This is a genomic window from Brevundimonas sp. Root608, assembly GCF_001427825.1.
Lineage (GTDB): Bacteria > Pseudomonadota > Alphaproteobacteria > Caulobacterales > Caulobacteraceae > Brevundimonas.
The window spans coordinates 126,762-148,469 of sequence record NZ_LMGT01000007.1; the positions used below are offsets into that span (position 1 = coordinate 126,762).

Below are 21,708 nucleotides of genomic sequence, written 5' to 3' on the forward strand. Positions count from 1 at the left end.
TTTCGGGGATGTAACGGGACAGGCGAAGCTTCGCGGTGGGATGAGGATTTATCCCCGAAACGGAGCCCCGTGATGAAACGCCTTCTGATCCTTTCCGCCGTGTCCGCCACCCTGATGACCTCGGCCTGCGTCACCGTGATCGACGCCTCCGACGACGCGGACCTGGCCTGGCACGGCGAGAACGCCCAGCCGTTCGACGCCGCGCGCGACGCCTGCCGCGCCTCGACCGGCCACGGCCAGCGCAGCGACGCCTTCCGCGACTGCATGGCCGCCAGGGGCGGGACCCGCAGCTAGGCCTTGAGGTCCCGGACCATGTAGCGGGCGTCCGAGCCGTAGCCGGCGAGTTTCGCTGTCATGGCCGGAGTGTCGACGACAGTGAAGCCGCGCCTTTCCCAGAAGGGCGCGGCGTCGTTGACCGCCACCAGCGCCAGGGCCGGCCACCCCGCGGCGCGCGCCTGACCGGCGAGCCGCTCGACGATCTCGCGCGACCAGCCGCCGCCGCGGACCGCGGGGTGCAGGGCGAGGTCGTGCAGATACATCACCGAGGCGTCCGCCGGGATGGCCTCGATCAGGGTGTTCAGCGCCGGCGCGGCCTCGGCCCGCCACGGATAGGCGACCAGATAGCCTCGGGCTTCGCCGTCACCGCCGGCGAGGACGAAACAGCCGTCCGGGTTGAGCGCCAGCCGGTTCTGGAAACAGTCCCGGCCCTCGAAATGGTCGGGGAAGCCGATGAGGGCGATGTCAGCGACGGCGTCCAGATCGGCCGCCGTCATCGGCCGCCAATTCAGGCCGGGCATCGGGTGTTGAGCGGGACCGCCCTGAAACTCCATTCCATGCTCCGCGGCTGTCCGCCGACCTCGCCCTCGATCCGGGCCCTGAGGGCGTCTCCGGCGCGTTCATAGATCACCCGCGTCGGAAAGTCGTTTTCAGCATTGGCGAACACCACCCGCCCCGGCCCACTCCCGGCGAGGACGAAGACGGTGGGCGGCGCGCCGCCGGGCTGGGCGACATAGGCGAAGCCCTGCGGCGTCGGGCCGATGTGCGAGACTTCGAACGAGGCGTGGCCGTCCTCGACGGTGACGGCGTGGCCGACGCTGAGGCCGGCGCGCGGATCGCTCCAGGTTTCGGACGCCTCGCGCCCGTTGGAACAGTCGAGCCAGTAGCCGGCCATCCACGACAGATCGGGCGGTGCGACGGGCGCGGTCTGGGCCAGGATGGCGGCGAGCAGGGCGGTCAGCATGGAAAATCCCTTCGGACGGGCTGTGGCGACCGGACCCTAGTGCGGCGACAGCGGCCCGGGCTTGTAGGATTGCGACGCGATGCTCCGCGCCAGGCCGACCTGATCCCGGGCCCATTCGGTGGCGGTGCAGCCGAGAAAGCGGCGGAAGTCGCGGGCCAGCTGCGGCTGGTCGAAATACCCCGCTTCCAGACCCGCCTCGAGCCAGCCGAGGGCCTCCGGGCCCTGGGCGTGATCGAAGACCCGCCGGAAGCGCAGGATCGAGCGCAACATGCGGGGCGACACGCCGACGCGCTCCTGGAAGTGGCGCTGAAGGGCGCGCTGCTCGCCAGGTGAACGGGCAGGCGGCCTGTCGCCTTCGGCGGCCTCGATTTCGGCGCGCACCGCCGGGTCCAGCGACCAGGCGTTGCGACGGCGGTGGTCGTCCAGAATGCGCACCATGATCTCGACCTGTGCGGCCGGGTCGCCCGCCGGGGCGGTTACGCCGTCGAGGCGCGCCGTCATGTCCAGACGGCGGTCGGTGGCCTGGGCCGCGGCATGGCCCAGCCAGTCGCGGGCGCCGTCGGGCTCGAAGCGGACGGCGACCAGCTCGACCGGGCCGACCGGACGCAGGGCCAGCGGCCGGGTCATCTGGCCGGCGAACAGGGCCGGGGGCTGGAGGCGGAAGACGCCGTCCTCGCCCCGTTCCTCATAGGGCGAGCCGATGTCGAGGATCAGTTCGGGGCAGCCGTCCGGCGCGATGCGCTGCACCGTCGGCTCGGGCGCGGGCGCGGCATAGGTCCAGAGGGTGCGGACGAAGGGGCGGAGGGCCGCCGGCGGATCGAACTCCTGATAGCGATCCCCCTGGTCCACGCGTCAGTGCGCCTTGGCCGGATCGGGCGGCAGCGGGGGCAGGGGCGCGCAGGGCACGCCGTCCTCCCTGAGCTTCTTCACCTCGGCCGGGGTGGCCTCGCCGTAGATTTCACGTTTCTCGGAGCGGCCTTCGTGGATGTCCCGGGCCTCGCGGGCGAAGCCGTCGCCGACGTAGTCGAAATTCTGCTCCACATGGCGGCGCACCTCGCGCGCGGCCTGCGTCATCAGGGTCTGCATGCGGGCCATGTCGGACTGGAAGACGGCCTTCTTCGTGCCGGTCACGGCGGGCGACATGATCTGTTTGGAGATGTCGCGCGAGCCGCAGAGCGGGCATTCGACGAGGCCGCGGGCGACCTGGTCGTCATAGTCGCCGGAGGCCCCGAACCAGGCCTCGAAGGCGTGTTCGTGCTGGCATCTGAGAGCGTAGCGGATCATCGCGGCCCCGCGAATTCGCGGTCGTGGGCCAGTTGGGGGATGGCGGCGCGGGCGCGGTCGACGGCGTCGAAATCCAGCGTGGCGAACAGCACGCCCGGCAGGTCGTGGTCCAGTTTCGCGGCCACCTCGCCCCACGGCGCGACGACGGTCGAGCGGCCCCAGGTGCGTCGGCCATCCTCATGGGCGCCGGCCTGGGCGGGCGCCAGGATCCAGCAGCCGGTTTCGATGGCGCGCGCCCGCAGCAGGGTCTCCCAGTGGGCCTCGCCGGTCGGAACAGTGAAGGCGGCGGGCACGGCGATCATCACCGCCCCGGCTTTCGCCAGGGCGCGGTACAGCTGGGGGAAGCGGATGTCGTAGCAGATGGTCAGGCCCAGACGGCCCCACGGCGTGTCGGCGACGACGGCTTCCTCGCCCGGCCGGATGGTGGCGCTTTCGCGCCAGCGTTCTCCGGTCGGCAGATCGACGTCGAAGACATGCAGCTTGTCATAGGCCGCGGCGATCCCGCCCCGGTCGTCGATCAGCAGGGAGCGGTTGGCGGCGCGGTCGTCCCCCTGATGGCCGGACCGGACGATGGCCGAGCCGATCAGCAGCCAGACGCCCAATTCCCGGGCCAGGTCGCGCAGTCTTGCGACCGTCTCGTCCTGATCGTGGGTGGTCAGGACGGCGTCGCGCCGATCCTTGTCCCTGATCAGGAAATTGGTCGCCTCCGGCGTCAGGATCAGTTTCGCCCCGCCCGCCGCGGCCTCGCGGATCAGCGGCTCGACATGGGCGAAGGAAGCCGCCGGCGAGGCCGGGGTGCGGGTCTGGATCAGGGCGATCGGAAGCGGGGCCATCAGGCCTCCAGCAATGCGTCCAGCGCGCCTTTCCGGTCAAGCGCGTGCAGGTCGTCGGAGCCCCCGATGTGTTTTCCGTCGATGAAGATCTGCGGGAAGGTCATCCGGCCGCCGGACTTCTGGATCATCTCCTGCTTCTTCGCGGGGTCGCTGGAGGCGACGATCTCGGTGTAGTCGGCGCCCTTTTCATCGAGCAGGGCCTTGGCGGCGTGGCAGTAGCCGCAGCCGGGCTTGGTGTAGATGATGATGTCGGCCACGCGGCACTCCTGAAAAACTGTTCCGCCTACATAGGCAGTTCGCGGGCGGTTCGCACCCGGGCCACGACCGCGAGATCGACGGCCCGCGCCCCGGCGTCTAGCAGGGCGCGGGCGCAGGCCTCTGCGGTGGCGCCAGTGGTCAACACGTCGTCGACCAGAAGGATGCGGCGGCCCTTGATCCGACGGCGGCCCTCGACCGAGACCGCGAAAGCCTTTTTGACGTTCAGGCGGCGGCCCCGGGCCGACTTGCCGCCCTGGCTGGTGGTGTGGGTCTGGCGGATCAGGGCGTCGGGCAGATAGTCGAGGCCGGCGTCCCGGGCGAGGGGGCGGGCGATCTCGGCCGCCTGGTTGAAGCGGCGCGACAGCAGGCGAAGGCGGTGCAGGGGCACGGGGGCGACGGCGTCGGCCTCGGCCAGCAGGGGCGCGGCCGAGCGGCTGACCCAGCGGGCGAACAGGGGGGCGTACGGCTGGTGGTCGCCGTGCTTGAATTTCAGGATCAGCCCGCGCGAGGCGGCGTCATAGACGCAGGCCGCCCGGGCCCGGTCGAAAGCGTAGGGTTGGGCCACGCAGGCGGCGCAGCGCGGCGATGCGAAGGCGCCGCCGTCCATCCCGAAGGCCGCGCCGCAGCCGTCGCAGACCGGATCCTCCAGAAAGACCACGCGGCTCCAGGCGTCGGGCGTCAGGCCGGCCGAGGCGGCGGCCTCGGGGCTGTCCCAGGCGAGGGGCGGCAGCAGCAGATCGGTCACGCCGCGCCCCAGCGACCGCGCGCCGCGCGCGATCTGCAGCCCGCCCGCTTTCAATCGGTCGCGCCAGCCCCCATCCTGCAGGCCCATGAACGCCTCCTCCGGTACCCCCCGCATCTTCGACGTTCCGCGCCGTACGGCAAGGCTTGCGCGCAGCGAGACGACGATCGCCAGCGCCGACTTCCTGCACGCCCGCGCCGCCGACAACGCGGTGGGCAGTCTCGAGGCCCTGATGCGAGACTGGCCGACGGTGCTGGACCTGTCGGCCCATCCCGGGGCCTTCGCCGCCGCCCTGAAGGGCAGCGCCGCCCAGGGGCGGGTCGGGCCGGTTGTCGAAGCGGGGGACCGCGCGGCCCGGGCCGGCCCGGGCATGGCGGCGCTGGGCGTTCCAGACGAGTCTCAGGACCTGATCGTCTCGCTCATGAGCCTGCACTGGGCCAATGATCTGCCCGGGGCCCTCGCCCAGATCCGGCGGGCCCTGAAGCCGGACGGCCTGTTTCTGGGGACGTTGCTGGGGGCGGGGACATTGAAGGAGCTGCGCGCGGTCCTGACCGAGGCCGAGCTGGAGGCGCGCGGCGGAGCCCAGGCGCGGGTGTCCCCCTTCGCCGACGGCTTCGACGGCGCGGCCCTGCTGCAGCGGGCCGGCTTCGCCCTGCCGGTGGCCGACGTCGACCGGGTGACGGTGCGTTATCCGGACCTGTTCGCCCTGGTCCGGGACCTCCGGGCCATGGGCGAGACCAATGTGCTCGCCGGCCCCCTGCGGCCGCTGACGCGCGGGGTCGCGGGCCGGGCGGCGCAGCTGTACGCCGAGCGGTTCGGCGAGGCCGACGGGCGGATTCCGGCGACGTTCGAGATCGTCCATCTGGCCGGCTGGGCCCCGCACGAGAGCCAGCAGAAGCCGCTGCCAAGGGGTTCTGCGAAGATGCGGCTGGCGGATGCGCTGGGCGTCAGGGAGCAGACCGGCGAGGACTGACGGCCTCGGGCAGCCGAAGGATCAGCCGCCCATCGCGCTGCGCAGGGCGTTCATCGTCCGCTGGAACAGGCCGTCCGCGGTCGCGCCGAAGGCGTGCAGCGCGCCGATGATGACGAGGAACATCAGCGCCAGGATCATGCCGTATTCGATGGCCGTGGCCCCGCTTTCGTCGCGGCGGAACCGGGAAAGGAAGCGTCGCAGCATCGGCCCCCTCCTTCCGGCGGCTAGAGCAGGTCGCGCAGCCAGGCGACCAGGGGTTCGTCGGCCGGCGGCATGGGCCAGTCCGAAAGCTGGTTCGGCCTCACCCATTTCAGCGCCGCGTGCTCGCGGTTCTGCACCTGCCCCGACCAGCGTCGGCATAGCCAGAGTGGCATCAACAGGTGAAAGGATTCGTAAGCGTGGCTGGTAAACACGAACGGGGCCAGGCAGGCCTCGTTGACGTCGATGCCCAGCTCTTCCTTCAGCTCGCGGATCAGGGCCGCCTCGGGCCGTTCGCCGGGCTCGACCTTGCCGCCCGGGAATTCCCACAGCCCGGCCAGCTGTTTGCCTTCCGGCCGCTGGGCGATCAGCACCCGGCCGTCGGCGTCGATCAGGGCCACGGCGACGACGAGGACGGTGGGGAGGCTTTCTGTCAGGGAAGAGCCGGCGCTCACGAGCGATAGTCGCCGTTGATCTCGACGTAGCGTTTGGTCAGGTCGCAGGTCCAGACCGTGGCCGAGGCGCGGCCCGAGCCGACGTCGACGGTGATGTCGATCTCGGCGTTCTTCATATAGGCGCTCATCTTCGCCTCGTCGTAGGTAGGGGACGGCGCGCCGTCGACGGCGGCGACGTGGGGGCCGAAGCGGATGGCCAGGCGGTCGCGGTCGACCGGCTCGTCCGTCTTGCCCACGGCCATGACCACGCGGCCCCAGTTGGCGTCCTCGCCGGCCAGGGCGGTCTTGACCAGGGGACTGTCGGCGATCGACTTGGCCAGCTTGCGGGCCGAGCCGGGCGAGGCCGCGCCCTCGACGGTGACGCGGACGAATTTGGTCGCGCCCTCGCCGTCGCGGACCAGCTGGTGGGCGAGGTCGAGCATGACCTTGTCCAGGGCGGCCGAGAATTCCTTCAGCCGGCGGTCGCCGACCCGGCCGATGCGCGGGGCGCCCGAGGAGCCGGTGGCGAACAGCAGGCAGGTGTCATTGGTCGAGGTGTCGCCATCGACCGTGACGCTGTTGAAGGTGGTGCGGACGTGCAGGCCCAGCAGGGCGCGCAGCACCGGCGGGGCGATGGCCGCGTCGGTGACGATGAAGGCCAGCATGGTGGCCATGTCCGGCGCGATCATGCCCGACCCCTTGGCGATGCCGGCGATGCGCACGGTATGGCCGTCGATCCGGCACTCGGCCCAGGCGCCCTTCGGGAAGGTGTCGGTGGTCATGATGCCCAGACCGGCCCGCGCCCATTGCTCGGTCGGGGGCATGTCGCCGTCGAGGGCGGTCTCGATCTCGTTCAGACGGGCGGTGATCTTGCGGTCGTCCAGCACGACGCCGATCACCCCGGTCGAGGCCAGCATGACGTCGCGCTGACGGCAGCCGAAGCGTTTGGCCAGCTCGGAGGCGGTGCGCCGGGCGGCGTCGGCCCCGGCCTTGCCGGTGAAGGCGTTGGCGCAGCCCGCGTTGACGACCAGGCCGCGGACATCGTTCCCGCCCTCGGTCCCGTCCAGATGCCGCTTGCACCAGTCGACCGGCGCCGAGCCGATCTTGTGCCGGGTGAAGACGCCGGCGCAGGTGGTCCCGCGGGCGAAGCGGAACACCACCAGGTCATCGCGCTCATGTTTGTAGAAGCCGGCGCGGGCGGTGGCGATCCCGACGCCGCCGATGGGCGGAATGATCGGGAAGGGCACGGCCAGCGGCGAGATTTCGAGACCGGGCTTGCCGGGCGCGGCTGGCTTCGACGCCGGCGTGGTGGCGCGCTTCAGCGCCGTGGCCAGCGGGTCCAGCGCCTTTTCCAGCGCCTGTTCGAACTTCTGGCCGGTCGAGGCGCGGCTCTCGGGTGGACGGCTCATGACTTCTTCGCAGGGGCAGCGGGGACGGGCGCAGGCCCTGCGGTCGCAGCCGGGGCCGCCGGGGCGGGGGCCACGGCCGAACGGGGGGCCGAAGCCGGTTCCTGGGTCCGGGCCGCGTCGCCCTCCAGCAGGATGTCCACCTTCGCCTTGCCGCGCAGCTGCTCCAGCAGCTGGCGCACGCCTTCATAGGTCAGATAGCGGACGATCTGCGGCCGGGCCTGTTCCAGCGTCGGCGGCGTCTCGCGGCGGCGGTCCTCGACCCGCAGCACGGCCCAGCCGCCCTCGGTCTGGAACGGTCCGACGGTCGAGCCGGCGGGCTTGTCGCGCAGGGCGTTGGCGTAGGCCTCGGGCATGACGTCCAGCGTCCGGTAGCCCAGATCGCCCCCGGAATAGCGGGTGGCGTCGTCGATCGAGCTTTCGGCGGCCACGGCCTCGAAGGCCGCGCCCTGCGCCAGTATGCCGATGACGGCGTCGGCCTCGGGCCGGGTCCGCGACAGGATCAGGCGGACGCGGATTTCCTCGGATGTCTGCGCCAGCCGGACCTGCTCCTGGTAGATGGTCTCGACCGCGCGGTCGGAGATGGTCCCGTTGACCACCGTCTCCACCAGCATGTCGCCGAGGATGCGTTCGCGGGTCGCCTCCAGTCGGCGCTGGGCGAGGGCGGAGTTGTCCAGACCGCGGCGGTCGGCCTCCGCGGCCAGCAGCTTCTGGTCGATCACCTCGTCCAGCACGCGTCGGAACAGGTCGCTGGTGACGTCCAGCGGCTCGCCCTCGCCCACCAGCCCCTGCGCCACCGCCTCGCGCTTGACGTCGGAGGCCCAGATGGTCTGGTCCTGGACCTTCGCCACGGCCCGGTCGCCCGGCTCGGGCGGACGGTCGGCGCCGGCGCCCCGGCCACAGGCCGCCACGCCGAGCGACAGCGCCATGCAGACGGCGATCAGGACGGGTGCGAAGGGGGTGGAAAGCCTCATCGGGGGCGCGCTCCGTCACGGGGCGGGAAAGGCCCTCGCGTTGACAGGGATAAGGTCGGTGCTTAAGTCCCGCCTGCGCCCAAGTCGAGGGGTTTTCGAACGTTCGCGCGGCCCTCGCGCGCGCCTGTGTAGCAGGGCGCCGGGCCGACGACGCCGGAGACCTCCGGGCCAAGTCGTCGCCGCTCCTTCGAGACCTTCCAGTACCAGAGCCCCTGTCGCTCGCCCGCCTTCGGATCATCCATGCTCGGCATCGCCAAGAAGTTTTTCGGCTCCTCCAATGACCGCAAGGTCAAGGACTTCATGGGCCGGGTCCAGAAGATCAACGCGCTGGAGCCGAAGTACGCGGCGCTCAGCGACGACGAACTCCGGATGATGACCGACGCCTTCCGCGACCGGCTGGCGGCGGGCGAGACCCTCGACAAGATCATGAACGAGGCCTTCGCGGTCGCCCGCGAGGCGTCCAAGCGGGTGCTGGGCCAGCGTCAGTACGACGTCCAGCTGGCCGGCGGCATGATCCTGCACGACGGCGGCATCGCCGAGATGCGCACCGGCGAGGGCAAGACCCTGGTCGCCGTGGCGGCCGTTTATCTGAACGCCCTGTCCGGCAAGGGCGTGCACGTCATCACCGTCAACGACTATCTGGCGCGGCGCGACGCCGAATGGATGGGCCGGGTCTACCGCTTCCTCGGCATGGAGGTCGGCGTCATCGTCAACGGCCTGTCGTCGGGCCAGCGCCAGGCGGCCTATGCGGCCGACATCACCTACGGCACCAACAACGAATTCGGCTTCGACTACCTGCGCGACAACCTGGTCTATGACCGCAAGGAGATGGTGCAGCGCCCGCACCATTTCGCCATCGTCGACGAGGTCGACTCCATCCTGATCGACGAGGCGCGCACGCCGCTGATCATCTCGGGTCCGACCGAGGACCGCTCGGACCTGTATCTGATCGTCGACGGCATCATCAAGGAACTGATCCAGGACAAGACGACCTTCGATCTCGACGAGAAGCAGCGTCAGGCGCTGCTGACCGAGGAGGGCTCCGAGAAGATCGAACAGATCATGGAGGAGCGCGAGCTGTTCGCGCCCGACACCACTGGCCTGTACGACGCCGCCAACATCACCCTGGTCCACCACATCAACCAGGCCCTGCGCGCCAACACCCTGTACCAGAGGGACAAGGACTACATCATCAAGGCCGGCGAGGTCATGCTGATCGATGAGTTCACGGGCCGGATGATGACCGGGCGGCGCCTGTCCGAAGGCCTCCACCAGGCCATCGAGGCCAAGGAGGGCGTGAAGATCATGCCCGAGAACCAGACCCTGGCCTCGGTCACGATCCAGAATTATTTCCGCCTCTACGAAAAGCTGTCCGGCATGACCGGCACGGCCGCGACCGAGGCGCAGGAGTTCCTCGACATCTACAAGATGGACGTGCTGGAGGTGCCGACCAACCGGCCCGTCAAACGCATCGACCACGACGACGAGATCTTCCGCACCGAGGCCGAGAAGAACCTGGCCATCGCGGGCCTGATCGCCGAATGCCACGTCAAGGGCCAGCCCATCCTGGTCGGCACCGTCTCGATCGAGAAGTCCGAGACCCTGTCCGAATTGCTCAAGACCCACGAGTACGAGGTCACGCTCAAGACGCTGAAGCCGCAGCACGCCCATCTGATGGAGATGGTCGTCAGCGAGGACGACAAGGTCCGTCGCGACGCCAAGAAGGCCTACGCCGCGCTGAAGGACGAGGACTTCGACATCGAGGTCAAGCGCGGCAAGGGCATCCCGCACAGCGTGCTGAACGCCCGCCAGCACGAGCAGGAAGCCTATATCGTCGCCGACGCCGGCCTGCCCGGCGTGGTCACCATCGCCACCAACATGGCCGGCCGCGGCACCGACATCCAGCTGGGCGGCAACCTGGAAATGCGGCTGCAGAAGTGGCGCCAGGAAAACCGCAACATGGCCGTCGAGGTCACGCCGGAGATGGAGGCCGCCGAGGAGGCCCGTCTGAAGGCCGACATCGCCGTGCAGCGGCAGAAGTCCCTGGCCGCCGGCGGGCTGTTCGTGCTCGGCACCGAACGCCACGAAAGCCGCCGCATCGACAACCAGCTGCGCGGCCGCACCGGCCGTCAGGGCGACCCGGGCACCTCGAAATTCTTCCTGTCGTGCGAGGACGACCTGCTGCGCATCTTCGCCGGCGATCGTCTCGACGCCATCATGCGCAGCTTCGGCGTCGCCGAGGGCGAGGCCATCTCGCACCCGTGGCTGAACCGCGCCGTCGAGACCGCCCAGAAGCGCGTCGAGACCCGCAACTACGACATCCGCAAGAACCTGCTGAAGTACGACGACGTCGTGAACGACCAGCGCAAGGCCGTGTTCGAGCAGCGCCAGGAGTTCATGGACTCCGAGGACCTGTCCGAACTGGTCGGCGAGTTCCGCAACGACGTGATCTCGGACCTGATCGAAAAGCACATGCCGCCCAAGGCCTATGCCGAGCAGTGGGACATGGACGGGCTGGACGAGAAGATCCGCTCGACCCTGGGCCTGGAGCTGCCGCTGCATGACTGGGCCGCCGAGGAAGGCGTGTCGAACGAGGAGATCGAGGAGCGGGTCATCGCCGCCGCCGACGCCCGCGCCGCCGAGCGGATGGAGCAGATCGGCGCCGACCAGACGCGCGGTCTGGAGAAGCAGTTCCTGCTGCAGATGATCGACATGCAGTGGCGCGAGCACCTGGTCCATCTGGACCATCTGCGCGGCGTCATCGGCCTGCGCGGCTACGGCCAGCGCGATCCGCTGAACGAGTACAAGACCGAGGCCTTCAATCTGTTCGAGACGCTGCTGTACGAGCTGCGCCACAACGTCACCCGCTGGCTGATGACCGTGGAGTTTCGCTTCGAACAGCCGGCTCCGATGGAAATGCCCGAGTTCGAGGAAATCCACCTGAACCCCGGCACCGGCGAGAACGAGATGGCCAATCCGCTGGCGCAGAACCCGGAAGGTCAGCTGACCGGCGACGACCGCGCCCGCCTGCCGGTCGATCTTCTGCCGGGCGGCTGGGAGCGCACGCCGCGCAATTCGAACTGCCCCTGCGGCTCGGGCCGCAAGTTCAAACACTGCCACGGCAGCCTGATTTAAGGGCGCTATCGTTCGCGACGCGGTCGCTCGCTGCCTGAGCGCAGAGGGTGATACTTCGTCGAGGAATTCGACGACGGTTTCGGCTGTGACTTCGGATACGAACGAGACAGTGAAGACGAGGGCCGCAGGAGGGTCGATATGAGCCGCAAGGACCTGTTCTCCCGCGCCCTGTCGCTGGATCCCGACCGGCTGCACTTCGCCGCGCACAGCCATCATCTTTGGCCCGACGCCAGCTTCGACGGACAGGTTCAGGCCTGGGTCGAGGCCAACCGGTTCGCGGACCGGAAATGGGACCTGATCTTCGGCGAAGTCGTGCCGAGGGCGCAAGGCGAGGTGGCGCGCGAGCTGAACCTGCCCGATCCGAACACCGTGGTGTTCGCGCCCAACACCCACGACCTGCTGCTGCGGATCGTCTCCGGCGTGGGCCGGAAGCCGGTCCGCATCCTGTCGACCGACGGGGAATTCCACTCGTTCCGGCGCCAGGCCGAGCGCTGGGAAGAGGCCGGCGAGGCCCTGGTCACCCGCGTGCCGCTCGAGCCGTTCGACACCTTCGACGCCCGGTTCGTGGCGGCCGCGCGGGCCGGCGGCTTCGACCTGATCGTCGTCAGCCAGGTCTTCTTCCGCACCGGTCAGGTGTTCGGCGGCGTCGCCGATCTGGCGGCCCTGGCCGACCCCGCCGGGCCCTGGGTGGTGATCGACGGCTATCACGGCTTCATGGCCACGCCGACCGATCTGGGGGCCGTGGCGGACCGGGTCTTCTATCTGGCCGGAGGCTACAAATACGCCATGTCGGGCGAGGGAGCCTGCTTCCTGCACGCCCCGGACGGCTACTGCCCGCGTCCGGTGATCACGGGCTGGTTCGCCGAGTTCGGCGACCTGTCGGGACCGCCGGGCGGGGTGCAATATCGCGGCGACGCCGGCCGCTTCTGGGGCGCGACCTTCGACGTGTCGCCCCTGTACCGGTTCAACGCCGTGCGCGGGATGCTGGACGAGGCCGGACTGACCACGGCCGACGTCGCCGCCCATGCCCGGGCGCTGATGCAGCGGTTCCAGACCGCGGTCGCGGACGGCGAGGCGGGCAGGCTGTCCGAGGCCGAACTGATCAACCCCGTGACCGATGACGCCGCCCGGGCGCGCTTCCTCGCCTTCCGCCATGACCGGGCCGCCGCCTGGAAGGCGCGTCTGCTGGATGCGGGGGTCGTCACCGACGTGCGCGACGACGTCATCCGCTTCGGCTTCGGCCTGTACCAGGACGCGGCAGACGTCGAAGGGCTGATCGCCGCCTGCAAGCGGGCGCTTTAGGACTCTCTGCCGGGATGCGCGGTGGGCAGGCGCCCGCCTAGAAGAAGGTCGTGTCGTCCGCCTGCTTCGGTTCCGGGGCCTTGCGCGGCACGGGCGGTGTCGCCGGCCGGGGGGCGATCGGAGCGGTTCCCGGGGCCGGAGTCGGGGCCTGAACGCCCCCTGCGGCCGGCGGAGTCGCCGGCACGTTCGGATAGGGCAGGCTCTCCGGACTTCCGTCGCCGGGATAGGTCACGGGTGCGGCCGGATCGCCCGGCGCGATCCCGGGCGACTCGATCCGGTCCGGCGCGTCGAGGTCGTCGCGGATGAAGGCCCACGACCGCGCATCAGAACAGGCGCAGGCCTTCATGAAGCCCTCGCGGTCGCGCCAGATGACCAGCGGATAGCCGGCCTGCAGGCCTTCCTCGTGCAGTTTTTCCGCCAGGCTGGCGACGAAGATCCGCCCGGCCTCGACCACGGCGCCGCGGGCCAGATTGCCGTCGGCGGCGGGAATGCCCGCCGCGGTCCAGTTGCGCACAGGGGTGGCGGTCCAGCGTTGGTACAGGGTCCAGTCGCGCGTCAGCCACAGCTCGGCCACCGTGGCGCGTTCCGCGGCCGTGGACTGGGTCAGACCCTCGCGGTCCGGACGGGCGAACAGGATGATTCGGGCCTCGACGCCCGCGGCGCGCAGCTTGGGGACCTCCTCCCGCTCATAACGCTGCATGGCGGCCGAGTCGCGATAGCCCACGATGTAGAGGGGCTGGCCGCCGCCGCCGGCCGAAATCCACGAGGATTCGTCCAGCAGGCGCTGGATCGAGGCCTGGTTGCGCTGCACCGTCACCGGCTGGAAGCGGGCGTAGAAATGCTGGTAGGCCCAGAAGCCGCCGATGGCGATGACCAGGCCAATGACAGCCGCCAGGGCTGACCAGACGAAAAATCGACGCATGCGGACGGGCGCTCCAGCTTCACTGTTCAGACAGCATAACGCCTATCACCGAAATGCGATGCCGCGAACGCGCCCCGCGCGAACCGTCACCCCATGGTCGGGATGACGAAGCTCGAATCCGCGTGTTCCAGATCGCTGTCGGGCCAGCGGGCGGTGACGGTCTTGACCTTGGTCCAGAACTTGACGCCTTCCATGCCGTGCTGGTTGGTGTCGCCGAAGGCCGAACGCTTCCAGCCGCCGAAGGTGTGATAGGCGACCGGCACCGGGATCGGGACGTTGATCCCGACCATGCCGACATTGACCCGGGCGGCGAAGTCGCGGGCCGCGCGGCCGTTCTGGGTGAAGATGGCGACGCCGTTGCCGTACTGGTGTTTCGACGGCAGGTGCAGCGCCTCCTCGAAGCTGGCGGCGCGGACGATCTGCAGCACCGGGCCGAAGATCTCCTCCTTGTAGGATTCCATCTCCGGGGTGACGTGGTCGAACAGCGACGGGCCGATGAAATAGCCCTTCTCATGCCCCTGCAGGGAGAAGCCGCGGCCGTCGACGACCAGTTCGGCCCCCTCCTGCACGCCCTTCTCGATCCAGCCCTCGACCCGGGCCTTGTGCTGGGCGGTGACGACCGGGCCGTAGTGGGCGCCGGCGTCGGTCGAGACGCCGACCCGCATGGTCGGGATCTCGGCGACCATGCGCTCGCGCAGCTCGTCGGCGGTCTTCTTGCCGACGGGGACCACGACCGGCAGGGCCATGCAGCGTTCGCCGGCCGAGCCGTAGGCCGCGCCGGACAGGTCCTTGATCACCTGGTCCATGTCGGCGTCGGGCAGGACGATGCCGTGGTTCTTGGCCCCGCCCATGGCCTGGACGCGTTTCCCGTGCGTCGCGCCCGTCTGGTAGACATAGTTGGCGATGTCGGACGAGCCGACGAAGCTGATGGCGTGCACCAGCGGATGGGTCAGGATGGCGTCGACCGCGACCTTGTCGCCGTGGACGACGTTCAGCACGCCGGCCGGGGCCCCGGCCTCCATCATCAGCTCGGCGAGACGGACCGGCACCGACGGATCGCGCTCCGAGGGCTTGAGGATGAAGGTGTTGCCGACGGCGATGGCGACGCCGAACATCCACATCGGGATCATGGCCGGGAAGTTGAACGGGGTGATGCCCGAGACCACGCCCAGCGGCTGGCGCATCGAATAGACGTCGATGCCCGGCCCGGCCCCCCAGGTGTATTCGCCCTTCAGGGCATGGGGGATGCCGCAGGCGAATTCGATCACCTCGAGCCCGCGCTGGATGTCGCCTTTCGAGTCGGCGATCACCTTGCCGTGCTCGGCCGACAGCAGCTCGGCCAGGTCGTTGATGTTGGCCTCAACCAGCCGCTTGAACTCGAACATCACCCGCGCGCGGCGCTGGGGGTTGGTCGAGGACCAGCCGTCGAAGGCGTTGCGGGCGGCCTGGACGGCGTGGTCCATCTCGGAGACCGAGGCCAGCTGCACCCGGGCCTGGACCTCGCCGGTGTTGGGGTTGAAGACGTCCGAGAACCGGCCCGAGGCGCCCGTGAAGCTGGCGCCGTCGATGAAGTGATGGATGTCGCGCATGGTCGGAAACGGTCCTGCAAAACTGTAAGCGGCTATCGGATGGGCAGCGGTTTAGCCGTTGACCCGCCCGGGCGCCAGCGCCTCTAGATCGCCGCGTCGAACAGGGCGTCGCGGGCGACATCGGCCTTGAGCATGGGGAAGAAGTGGGTGCCGCCGGGAACGGTCTCGACCGTGACATGGGGGAGGCCGCGCGGGGTCCCGGTCAGGTGGCAGGTCGAACCGGTTTCGGCCCTGAGGATGCGGACGGGCCGGTCCAGGCGTTTGAGGGCGCGCCACGGGTTGTGGCCCTGGGCCGCATAGTTGGAGGCCTCCCAGGCCGGATCGCAGGCCAGGGCGAAACCCTCCGCCGTCTCGACCAGGCCGTCGGCCAGATAGTCCGCCAGCACCATCTCGGGCCAGCCCCGGAAGGCCCCGCGTCCGGCGTAGGCGGCGAGGGCCTGTTCGCGGCTGTCGAAGACGGCGCGGCGGCGCAGGGCGTTGCGGACCAGGGGAATGCGCGCGGCGAGGCGGTCGAAGACCGGCAGCTGGAAGGCCGCGACCGCCAGCCGGCTCCAGATCACCGGATCGAACAGGACGAGGCCGGCGACCCGTTCCGGGCGTTCGGCGCCGGCCAGCAGCGCCGAGGTGCCGCCCATGGAGTGGCCGGCCAGGACGACGGGCGGTCCGTCCAGGGTCTCCAGCAGGGCGATCAGGTCGTCACGGTGGTCATGCCAGCGCCGGCGGCCCGCGACCTCGGTCGGCAGGGTGGTCGAACCATGGCCGCGCAGGTCGGGCGCCCAGATGCGCAGGCTGCCGGACAGCGGGGCCAGCAGGGTGCGGTAGGTCAGGGCGTTGAAGCCGTTGGCGTGGACGAAGACCAGATCGACAGGCCGTTTCGGGTCGCCGAAATCCAGCACGCCCATGCGTCCCTCGCCCCAGCGGTTCGACACCGGAAGGCTCAGGCGACGGGGCGGGGAGAGCCGGATCGCGTCCATGCAGGGCAGATAGGGGGTTGGCGGGGGTCGCGCCAGATCACCCGAGGGAAGGCTCAGCCCGCGACGCAGGCGGAACAGCGGCCGTGGGCCTCGATCGTGGTGCGGACGATGGCGTAGCCGGCGGCCTCGGCGGCGCGGCCCAGATCGCCGGCGACGGGGGCCGAAACCTCCTGGGTGGCGCCGCAGCAGTCGCAGATCAGGAAGGCGGCGGCGTGGTCGATGCCGCCCGAGGTGCAGGCGACATAGGCGCTGATGGAGGCGATGCGATGGGCCAGGCCCTTGCGCTCGAGGAACTCCAGCGCGCGGTAGACGGTCGGCGGCTTGGCCGGCTGGCCGTCGTCGCCGAACCGGGCGATCAGGTCATAGGCCTTCACCGGCTCGCCCGCGGCCAGCAGCAGTTCCAGCACGCGCAGGCGGGCCGCGGTCATCCGCTCGCCCTCGGCGGTCAGGCGGCGGTCGGCCTCGCCCATGGCGCGGGCGACATCGGCGGCGGCGGGCGGACCGTCATCGTGATGGTGGTGGCAGTGCTCGCTCATGCGCCAGAGCTAGGCGCTCGCCGCCGCCCCCGCAACAGGATGGCTTGACGTTCTGTGATGTTATCTCGTAACACCAAAGGCACACCCCTGTACCGGATGCCTTCATGTCACTGTCCCTCGTGTCCCGCGCCGTCCTGACCGCCGCCCTCGGATGGGGCGCCCTGGCCGCCCCGGCGGCGGCCCAGTCGACCGTCCCGGGCGCCCGGGAGCCGGAGGCGGTGCTGGACGACGTCATCGTCACCGGCGCGCCCTATGGCATCAGCGCCCGCGCCACGACCATCGCCACCACGGTGATCGACGCGGAGGCCCTGGCCACGGCGCCGGCCGCCTCGCTGGGCGATCTGGTCGCCGGCCTGCCGGGCATGCGATCGACCGACTTCGCACCCGGCGCCAGCCGCCCGGTGATCCGCGGCCTGTCGGGTCCGCGCGTGCAGGTGCTGACCAACGGCATCGGCCTGATCGACGCCAGTTCGGTGTCGCCCGACCACCAGGTCGCGACCGATCCCGCCGAGGCCAGCCGCATCGAGATCGTGCGCGGCCCGGCGACCCTGGCCTATGGCGGCACCGCCATCGGCGGCGTGGTCAATGTTCTCGACAATCGTATCCCGACGGAGATGCCCGACGGCGTCGACGGCATGGTTTCGGCCCAGACTTCCAGCGTCGACCAGGGCTGGTCGACCTCCGCCCGCGCCACCTTCGGCCTCGGCCCGATCGCCATCAGCATCGACGCGGTGAAGAAGGAGGCCGACGACTACGACATTCCCTCGCCCGCCGTTTCGCAGCGGCTGGCCGATGCCGAAGGGATCGCGCGCGGGCCGGGCGGGAGCCAGCCCAACAGTTTCTCGGAACTGGAAAGCCGGGGGGTCGGCGCCGCGTGGATCGGATCGCGCGGCTTCATCGGCGCGTCCTACAAGGACCTGTCCAGCACCTATGGCACGGTGGCCGAGCCGGACGTCTTCATCCAGCTGGAACAGACCCGCGAGGACCTGCGCGGCGAGCTGCGCTTCGACGGCGGGCCGTTCCAGAAGCTGACCGGCTCGTACGGACACGCCGACTACACCCACACCGAGTTCGAGGGCCCCGGCAATCCCGGCACCGTCTTCCAGTCGAACGGCCAGGAGGCCCGGGCCGATCTGGTGCAGCGGACGCGGGACGGCTGGAACGGGGCCGTCGGCGTGCAGGCGCTGTCGCGGACCTTCGAGGCCATCGGCGCCGAGGCCTTCGTACCGAGCAGCGAGATCGAGGAGGCGGGAATCTACACCGTCCAGCGCCTGGACCGCGCCGCCTGGGGACTGGAGGGCGGCCTGCGCTACGACCGGCGCACGGTGACGGCTGCGCCGCTGTCGGGCGGACCGGAGATCGAGCGCGACTTCGGCAACTGGTCGGGTTCGGCGGCGGCCTTCATCAAGCCCACGGCCAACCTGTTCCTGGGCCTGAGCCTGGCCCACAACGAACGCGCGCCGTCCGAGGTCGAACTGTTCTCCGACGGCCTGCACGTCGCGACCGGCGTCTATGAGCGCGGCGACACGACGCTGGACAATGAGAAGGTGACGACGCTGGAGGGCACGGTCCACTACGCCGTCGGCCGGTTCCAGGGCGACCTGCACGTCTATGCCTCGAAATACGACGGCTTCATCGACGAGCGCGACACGGGCGCGGTGTTCGTGGACGGCGGCGAGAGCTTCCCGATCTTCCAGTTCGTCCAGACGGGGGCGGACTTCCGCGGCTTCGAGGTCGAGGGCGAATACGATCTGTGGACCAGCGGAGACCGCTCGCTGAGCCTCGAGGGCGCCGCCGACTTCGTCGATGCGCAAACCGACCAGGGCCCGGCCGCGCGCATTCCGCCGTGGAGCCTGACCGGCCGGCTGGCCTGGACCTCGGCGCCGTTCGACGCCTCGCTCGAGGTCCGGCGCGTCGGCGAGCAGGACGAACTGGCGGCCTATGAACTGGGCACGGACGGCTACACCATGGTGAACCTGTCGGCCTCGTGGCGGCCGTTCGCCGACAAGGCCGTCACCGTGTTCGCCGAGGGCCACAACCTGACCGACGCCGAGGCGCGGGAACACGTCAGCTTCCTCAAGGATGTCGCTCCCCTGCCGGGCCGAAATCTCCGGGTCGGCGTCAGCTACCGGTTCTGAGGCGGGCCGTTAACCGCGTCGGACGCCCCGCGAGCGAGCGCGTTTGCGGCGGTGTGGCGACTACGCTAGAAGCGCGCTTCCCCTATTTCAGAGCCCGATCGCGTTCATGACCGACACCACCGCCGCCTCGCCCCTGTCGGGCAACGTCCTGTTCTACGCCCAGCCCGAGCCGCTGTCCGTCGAGACCCACGGCGCGCTGGGGGTCGACGCGGTCGACAAGCCCTACGCCTTCGTCGCCCAGACCAATCTGGTGCCGGTGATGGTGACGGAGTTCGCCCCGGCGGCCCTGTCGTATCCCGTGATCTTCGTCGGCGAGAACAAGCAGCCGGTCGCGGTGATGGCGCTGCGCGCCGGTGAGAACCTGTTCGTCAGCGACGACGGCGAATTCCGCGCCGAGGCCTATATCCCGGCCTATGTCCGGCGCTATCCGTTCGTCTTCGCCAACGACGACACGCAGAACCGCCTGATCCTGTGCGTCGACCGCGCTGCGCCGTTCATCAAGGAAGGCGGCGCCACGCCGTTGTTCGTCGACGGCCAGCCCTCGCCCTACACCCAGCAGGCGATGGAGTTCTGCAACAATTTCGAACAGGAGCGCCTGCGCACCGAGGCCTTCCTGAAACTGCTGAAGGACCTCGACCTGCTGGACACGCGCGAAGCCATCTTCACGCCGCGCAATCCGGACGGCACGGCCGCCGAGCCGCAGAAGATCGCCGAATATTTCGCCGTCTCGGAAGACAGGCTGAAGGCCCTGCCGGCCGAGAAGCTGGCCGAACTGCGCGACAACGGCGCCCTGGGCCAGATCTACGCCCATCTGGTGTCGCTGCTGGGCTGGGATCGTCTGATCGCCATGGCCTTCCAGAAGGCCGCCGCCTCGCAGCCGGTGGCCGGCAACGCGTAAAGAGCGGCTGGTGGCTGGTAAGGCCTGCGCCGCCCGCTTCCAGATCGAACAGGAACAAGCCCCGCCCGGTTCGTCCAGGCGGGGCTTTTCCTTGCGTACGACGCCGGGGCCCGACACCAGCCACTGGCCGCCAGCCCCTACCTCCGCGCCAGCAGGGCCCGCGTCAGGCACGAGAAGACCAGCCGCCCCGCCTCGTCGAGCAGGTCGTGCTGGGCGATGACGATGCCCTTTTCGTCGCCGACCGGATCCTTGCCCATCACCGTCATGCGGCCGCGCATCAGCTCGCCGGCCGGGGGGTTGCGCATGAAGCGCAGGCCGTCCACCGCCAGCACCTTGGACTGGGCCCAGCCCGAGGCCTTGTCGGCGAAGATGCGGCTCCACAGGGCGTAGACCATGGCGTCGGGCGCGCCGTAGGAGGCGTCCCAGCCGGGCGAGAACCGCTCGATGAAAACCTCCAGGGCCGCCGCATCGACCATGCAGGCGCCCAGGGAGATGACTTCGCCGACGCCCAGGTCTTCGAAATGGACGTGCAGGGGTTCAGTCATGTCGAGGTCCCGTCAGCCCGCCGGTTCTTCGGATACGCGGACCAGCAGCTTGCCGTCATGGTCGCCGGTGAACAAGCGGTTCAACGAACCCACGGCGCCCTCCAGCCCGTCGTCGACGTGCACCTTCCACTTCACCGTGCCGTCCGCTAGCCAAGGGCCCATTTCGGCGACCATTTCGCGGCCGCGGTGGGCGTAGTCCAGCACGAGGAAGCCCTGGATGTTCAGGCGGTGGGTGATGATGCGCGCGAAATTCGGCGACGGCGGCATTTTCGTCGCGTTGTAGGCCGAGATCAGGCCGCAGACGGCCATGCGGCCGTGGGTCTTCAGCCGGTTGTAGACGGCGATCATGATGTCGCCGCCGACGTTCTCGAAATTCAGGTCGACGCCGTCCGGGGCCAGGCGGTCCAGCGCCTCGCCCACGTCCTCGTTCTTGTAGTCGATGGCGGCGTCGAACCCGAGCTCCTCGGTCAGCCAGCGGCATTTGTCGGGACCGCCGGCGATGCCGATGACGCGGCAGCCGCGCGCTTTCGCGACCTGGCCCGCGATGGAGCCGACCGCGCCGGCGGCCGCGGAGATGACGATGGTCTCGCCGGCCTTGGCCTTCAGCACGTCGGTGACGCCGAAATAGGCGGTCATGCCGGTCATGCCGAGGACGCTGAGATTGGCGGTCAGGGGCATGCCGGTGGCGCGATGCACCGGACGCAGCTCCATCTCGTTGACCACGGCATAGTCGGACCAGCCGCCCGACAGGGGGGTGACCACGTCGCCGGCGCGGAAGCGGGTTGAGCGGCTTTCCTCGACCACGCCCAGGGTCAGGCCGCGCATGACGCCGCCGATCGGCACCGGCGGCAGATAGCCCTCGGAGTCGTTCATCCAGGTGCGGTTGGTCGGGTCCAGCGACAGATAGACGGTGCGGACCAGAACCTGGGATTCCTTCAGCGCCGGAACCGGCGCCTCGACCAGCTCCAGGTCGCCCGGCTTGACCAGGCCCTTGGGCCGCTGGCGCAGCACCCACTGACGATTGACGCGAGCCATGGCGATCTCCGGGTTTTCTTTCTGGACCCGCCCATAGTCAGCAAGCAGGGCCGCCTGTCCAGCCGGACAAGGAAAAAGGCGGACCGTTTCCGGTCCGCCATCAGGTCGCATCATCGAGAATGAGTCGCGGAGGCGACAGACTGACTTTCGTCAGTCTCAAGTCGGGGGGGCGTCGCCGCCTCCGCCTCTCGATAACGGGGCGCCTCGCCATGGGTTCCAACCGTCGGAGGCATTTTTTCGCCCCGGAGGCGAGGCCGGAACGGCAACGCTGGACGGCGCGTTCATCAGGCTG

23 protein-coding genes are annotated in these 21,708 nt (G+C 69.8%); 6 read left to right on the top strand and 17 right to left on the bottom strand.

Annotation, left to right across the window (positions count from 1 at the left end; all coding sequences use genetic code 11):
* Nucleotides 1-72: 72 nt before the first annotated feature.
* Nucleotides 73-294, top strand: coding sequence for a hypothetical protein (locus ASD59_RS11280; RefSeq protein WP_055831726.1), 222 nt, complete (start codon nt 73-75; stop codon nt 292-294).
* On the opposite strand, the gene ASD59_RS11285 is transcribed toward ASD59_RS11280, so the two are convergent.
* The 7 genes from ASD59_RS11285 to ASD59_RS11315 are packed head-to-tail and all read right to left on the bottom strand — an operon-like array spanning nt 291 to nt 4,447.
* Nucleotides 291-797: a GNAT family N-acetyltransferase gene (locus tag ASD59_RS11285; RefSeq protein WP_055831727.1), complete on the bottom strand. Its 507-nt coding sequence runs from the start codon at nt 795-797 to the stop codon at nt 291-293. The two genes, ASD59_RS11280 and ASD59_RS11285, sit on opposite strands and share 4 nt — an antisense overlap.
* Nucleotides 785-1,240, bottom strand: coding sequence for a DUF6265 family protein (locus ASD59_RS11290; protein WP_055831728.1), 456 nt, complete (start codon nt 1,238-1,240; stop codon nt 785-787). The genes ASD59_RS11285 and ASD59_RS11290 overlap by 13 nt, the downstream gene beginning before the upstream one ends.
* A 36-nt stretch (nt 1,241-1,276) precedes the next feature.
* On the bottom strand, nt 1,277-2,089 hold the full coding sequence (locus ASD59_RS11295; RefSeq protein WP_055831729.1) for an AraC family transcriptional regulator: 813 nt from the start codon (nt 2,087-2,089) through the stop codon (nt 1,277-1,279).
* 3 nt (nt 2,090-2,092) lie between these two features.
* Nucleotides 2,093-2,524 carry a DUF1178 family protein gene (locus tag ASD59_RS11300; protein WP_055831730.1) on the bottom strand — a complete coding sequence of 144 codons (432 nt, stop codon included), beginning with the start codon at nt 2,522-2,524 and terminating at the stop codon, nt 2,093-2,095.
* Nucleotides 2,521-3,357, bottom strand: a complete 837-nt coding sequence (locus tag ASD59_RS11305; RefSeq protein WP_055831731.1) for a carbon-nitrogen hydrolase family protein — start codon at nt 3,355-3,357, stop codon at nt 2,521-2,523. The genes ASD59_RS11300 and ASD59_RS11305 overlap by 4 nt, the downstream gene beginning before the upstream one ends.
* Nucleotides 3,357-3,614 carry a glutaredoxin 3 gene (gene grxC / locus ASD59_RS11310; protein ID WP_055831732.1) on the bottom strand — a complete coding sequence of 86 codons (258 nt, stop codon included), beginning with the start codon at nt 3,612-3,614 and terminating at the stop codon, nt 3,357-3,359. Before grxC ends, ASD59_RS11305 begins: the two co-directional genes overlap by 1 nt.
* A gap of 26 nt (nt 3,615-3,640) precedes the next feature.
* Nucleotides 3,641-4,447: a ComF family protein gene (locus tag ASD59_RS11315; protein WP_055831733.1), complete on the bottom strand. Its 807-nt coding sequence runs from the start codon at nt 4,445-4,447 to the stop codon at nt 3,641-3,643.
* Between ASD59_RS11315 and ASD59_RS11320 the strand changes: the two genes are divergently transcribed.
* Complete coding sequence (locus tag ASD59_RS11320; RefSeq protein WP_055831734.1) at nt 4,446-5,330, top strand: methyltransferase domain-containing protein; 885 nt, start codon at nt 4,446-4,448, stop codon at nt 5,328-5,330. The two genes, ASD59_RS11315 and ASD59_RS11320, sit on opposite strands and share 2 nt — an antisense overlap.
* Nucleotides 5,331-5,351: 21 nt before the next feature.
* Here ASD59_RS11320 and ASD59_RS11325 read toward each other — a convergent pair whose 3' ends face one another.
* From ASD59_RS11325 to ASD59_RS11340, 4 genes are read right to left on the bottom strand one after another with little or no spacing between them, the layout of a single operon-like run.
* Complete coding sequence (locus tag ASD59_RS11325; RefSeq protein WP_055831735.1) at nt 5,352-5,534, bottom strand: Flp family type IVb pilin; 183 nt, start codon at nt 5,532-5,534, stop codon at nt 5,352-5,354.
* 20 nt (nt 5,535-5,554) lie between these two features.
* Nucleotides 5,555-5,965 (bottom strand): (deoxy)nucleoside triphosphate pyrophosphohydrolase, encoded by a 411-nt coding sequence (locus ASD59_RS11330; protein ID WP_055831788.1) that lies wholly within the window; start codon nt 5,963-5,965, stop codon nt 5,555-5,557.
* Nucleotides 5,966-5,979: 14 nt separating this feature from the next.
* Nucleotides 5,980-7,371, bottom strand: a complete 1,392-nt coding sequence (argJ, locus tag ASD59_RS11335) for a bifunctional glutamate N-acetyltransferase/amino-acid acetyltransferase ArgJ (RefSeq protein ID WP_055831736.1) — start codon at nt 7,369-7,371, stop codon at nt 5,980-5,982.
* Nucleotides 7,368-8,342 carry a peptidylprolyl isomerase gene (locus ASD59_RS11340; protein WP_055831737.1) on the bottom strand — a complete coding sequence of 325 codons (975 nt, stop codon included), beginning with the start codon at nt 8,340-8,342 and terminating at the stop codon, nt 7,368-7,370. Before ASD59_RS11340 ends, argJ begins: the two co-directional genes overlap by 4 nt.
* A 240-nt stretch (nt 8,343-8,582) precedes the next feature.
* On the opposite strand from ASD59_RS11340, the gene secA reads away from it, so the two are divergent.
* Both secA and ASD59_RS11350 read left to right on the top strand, forming a co-directional pair.
* Nucleotides 8,583-11,477, top strand: a complete 2,895-nt coding sequence (gene secA / locus ASD59_RS11345) for a preprotein translocase subunit SecA (RefSeq protein ID WP_055831738.1) — start codon at nt 8,583-8,585, stop codon at nt 11,475-11,477.
* A 138-nt stretch (nt 11,478-11,615) separates the two neighbouring features.
* A complete protein-coding gene (locus ASD59_RS11350; RefSeq protein ID WP_055831739.1) occupies nt 11,616-12,779 on the top strand; it encodes a kynureninase/PvdN C-terminal domain-containing protein in 1,164 nt (387 codons plus the stop codon).
* A gap of 37 nt (nt 12,780-12,816) precedes the next feature.
* Here the strand turns inward: ASD59_RS11350 and ASD59_RS14705 are convergent, their stop codons facing one another.
* From ASD59_RS14705 to ASD59_RS11370, 4 genes are all read right to left on the bottom strand, one after another.
* Nucleotides 12,817-13,701: a hypothetical protein gene (locus ASD59_RS14705; RefSeq protein ID WP_055831740.1), complete on the bottom strand. Its 885-nt coding sequence runs from the start codon at nt 13,699-13,701 to the stop codon at nt 12,817-12,819.
* Nucleotides 13,702-13,787: 86 nt separating this feature from the next.
* Entirely contained in the window at nt 13,788-15,290 is a 1,503-nt protein-coding gene (locus tag ASD59_RS11360; protein ID WP_055831741.1) for a CoA-acylating methylmalonate-semialdehyde dehydrogenase, read from the bottom strand.
* 83 nt (nt 15,291-15,373) lie between these two features.
* Complete coding sequence (locus tag ASD59_RS11365) at nt 15,374-16,264, bottom strand: alpha/beta fold hydrolase (protein WP_055831742.1); 891 nt, start codon at nt 16,262-16,264, stop codon at nt 15,374-15,376.
* 53 nt (nt 16,265-16,317) lie between these two features.
* Nucleotides 16,318-16,800, bottom strand: coding sequence for a Fur family transcriptional regulator (locus ASD59_RS11370; RefSeq protein ID WP_055831743.1), 483 nt, complete (start codon nt 16,798-16,800; stop codon nt 16,318-16,320).
* 104 nt (nt 16,801-16,904) lie between these two features.
* On the opposite strand from ASD59_RS11370, the gene ASD59_RS11375 reads away from it, so the two are divergent.
* Together ASD59_RS11375 and ASD59_RS11380 are read left to right on the top strand one after the other, a co-directional pair.
* Nucleotides 16,905-18,938, top strand: coding sequence for a TonB-dependent receptor (locus ASD59_RS11375; protein ID WP_055831744.1), 2,034 nt, complete (start codon nt 16,905-16,907; stop codon nt 18,936-18,938).
* 106 nt (nt 18,939-19,044) lie between these two features.
* Entirely contained in the window at nt 19,045-19,836 is a 792-nt protein-coding gene (locus tag ASD59_RS11380; protein WP_055831745.1) for a SapC family protein, read from the top strand.
* A 137-nt stretch (nt 19,837-19,973) separates the two neighbouring features.
* On the opposite strand, the gene ASD59_RS11385 is transcribed toward ASD59_RS11380, so the two are convergent.
* Together ASD59_RS11385 and ASD59_RS11390 are read right to left on the bottom strand one after the other, a co-directional pair.
* Nucleotides 19,974-20,381, bottom strand: coding sequence for a hypothetical protein (locus ASD59_RS11385; protein WP_055831746.1), 408 nt, complete (start codon nt 20,379-20,381; stop codon nt 19,974-19,976).
* Between the two features lie 12 nt (nt 20,382-20,393).
* Nucleotides 20,394-21,416, bottom strand: a complete 1,023-nt coding sequence (locus ASD59_RS11390; RefSeq protein WP_055831747.1) for an NADP-dependent oxidoreductase — start codon at nt 21,414-21,416, stop codon at nt 20,394-20,396.
* Nucleotides 21,417-21,708: the final 292 nt, after the last annotated feature.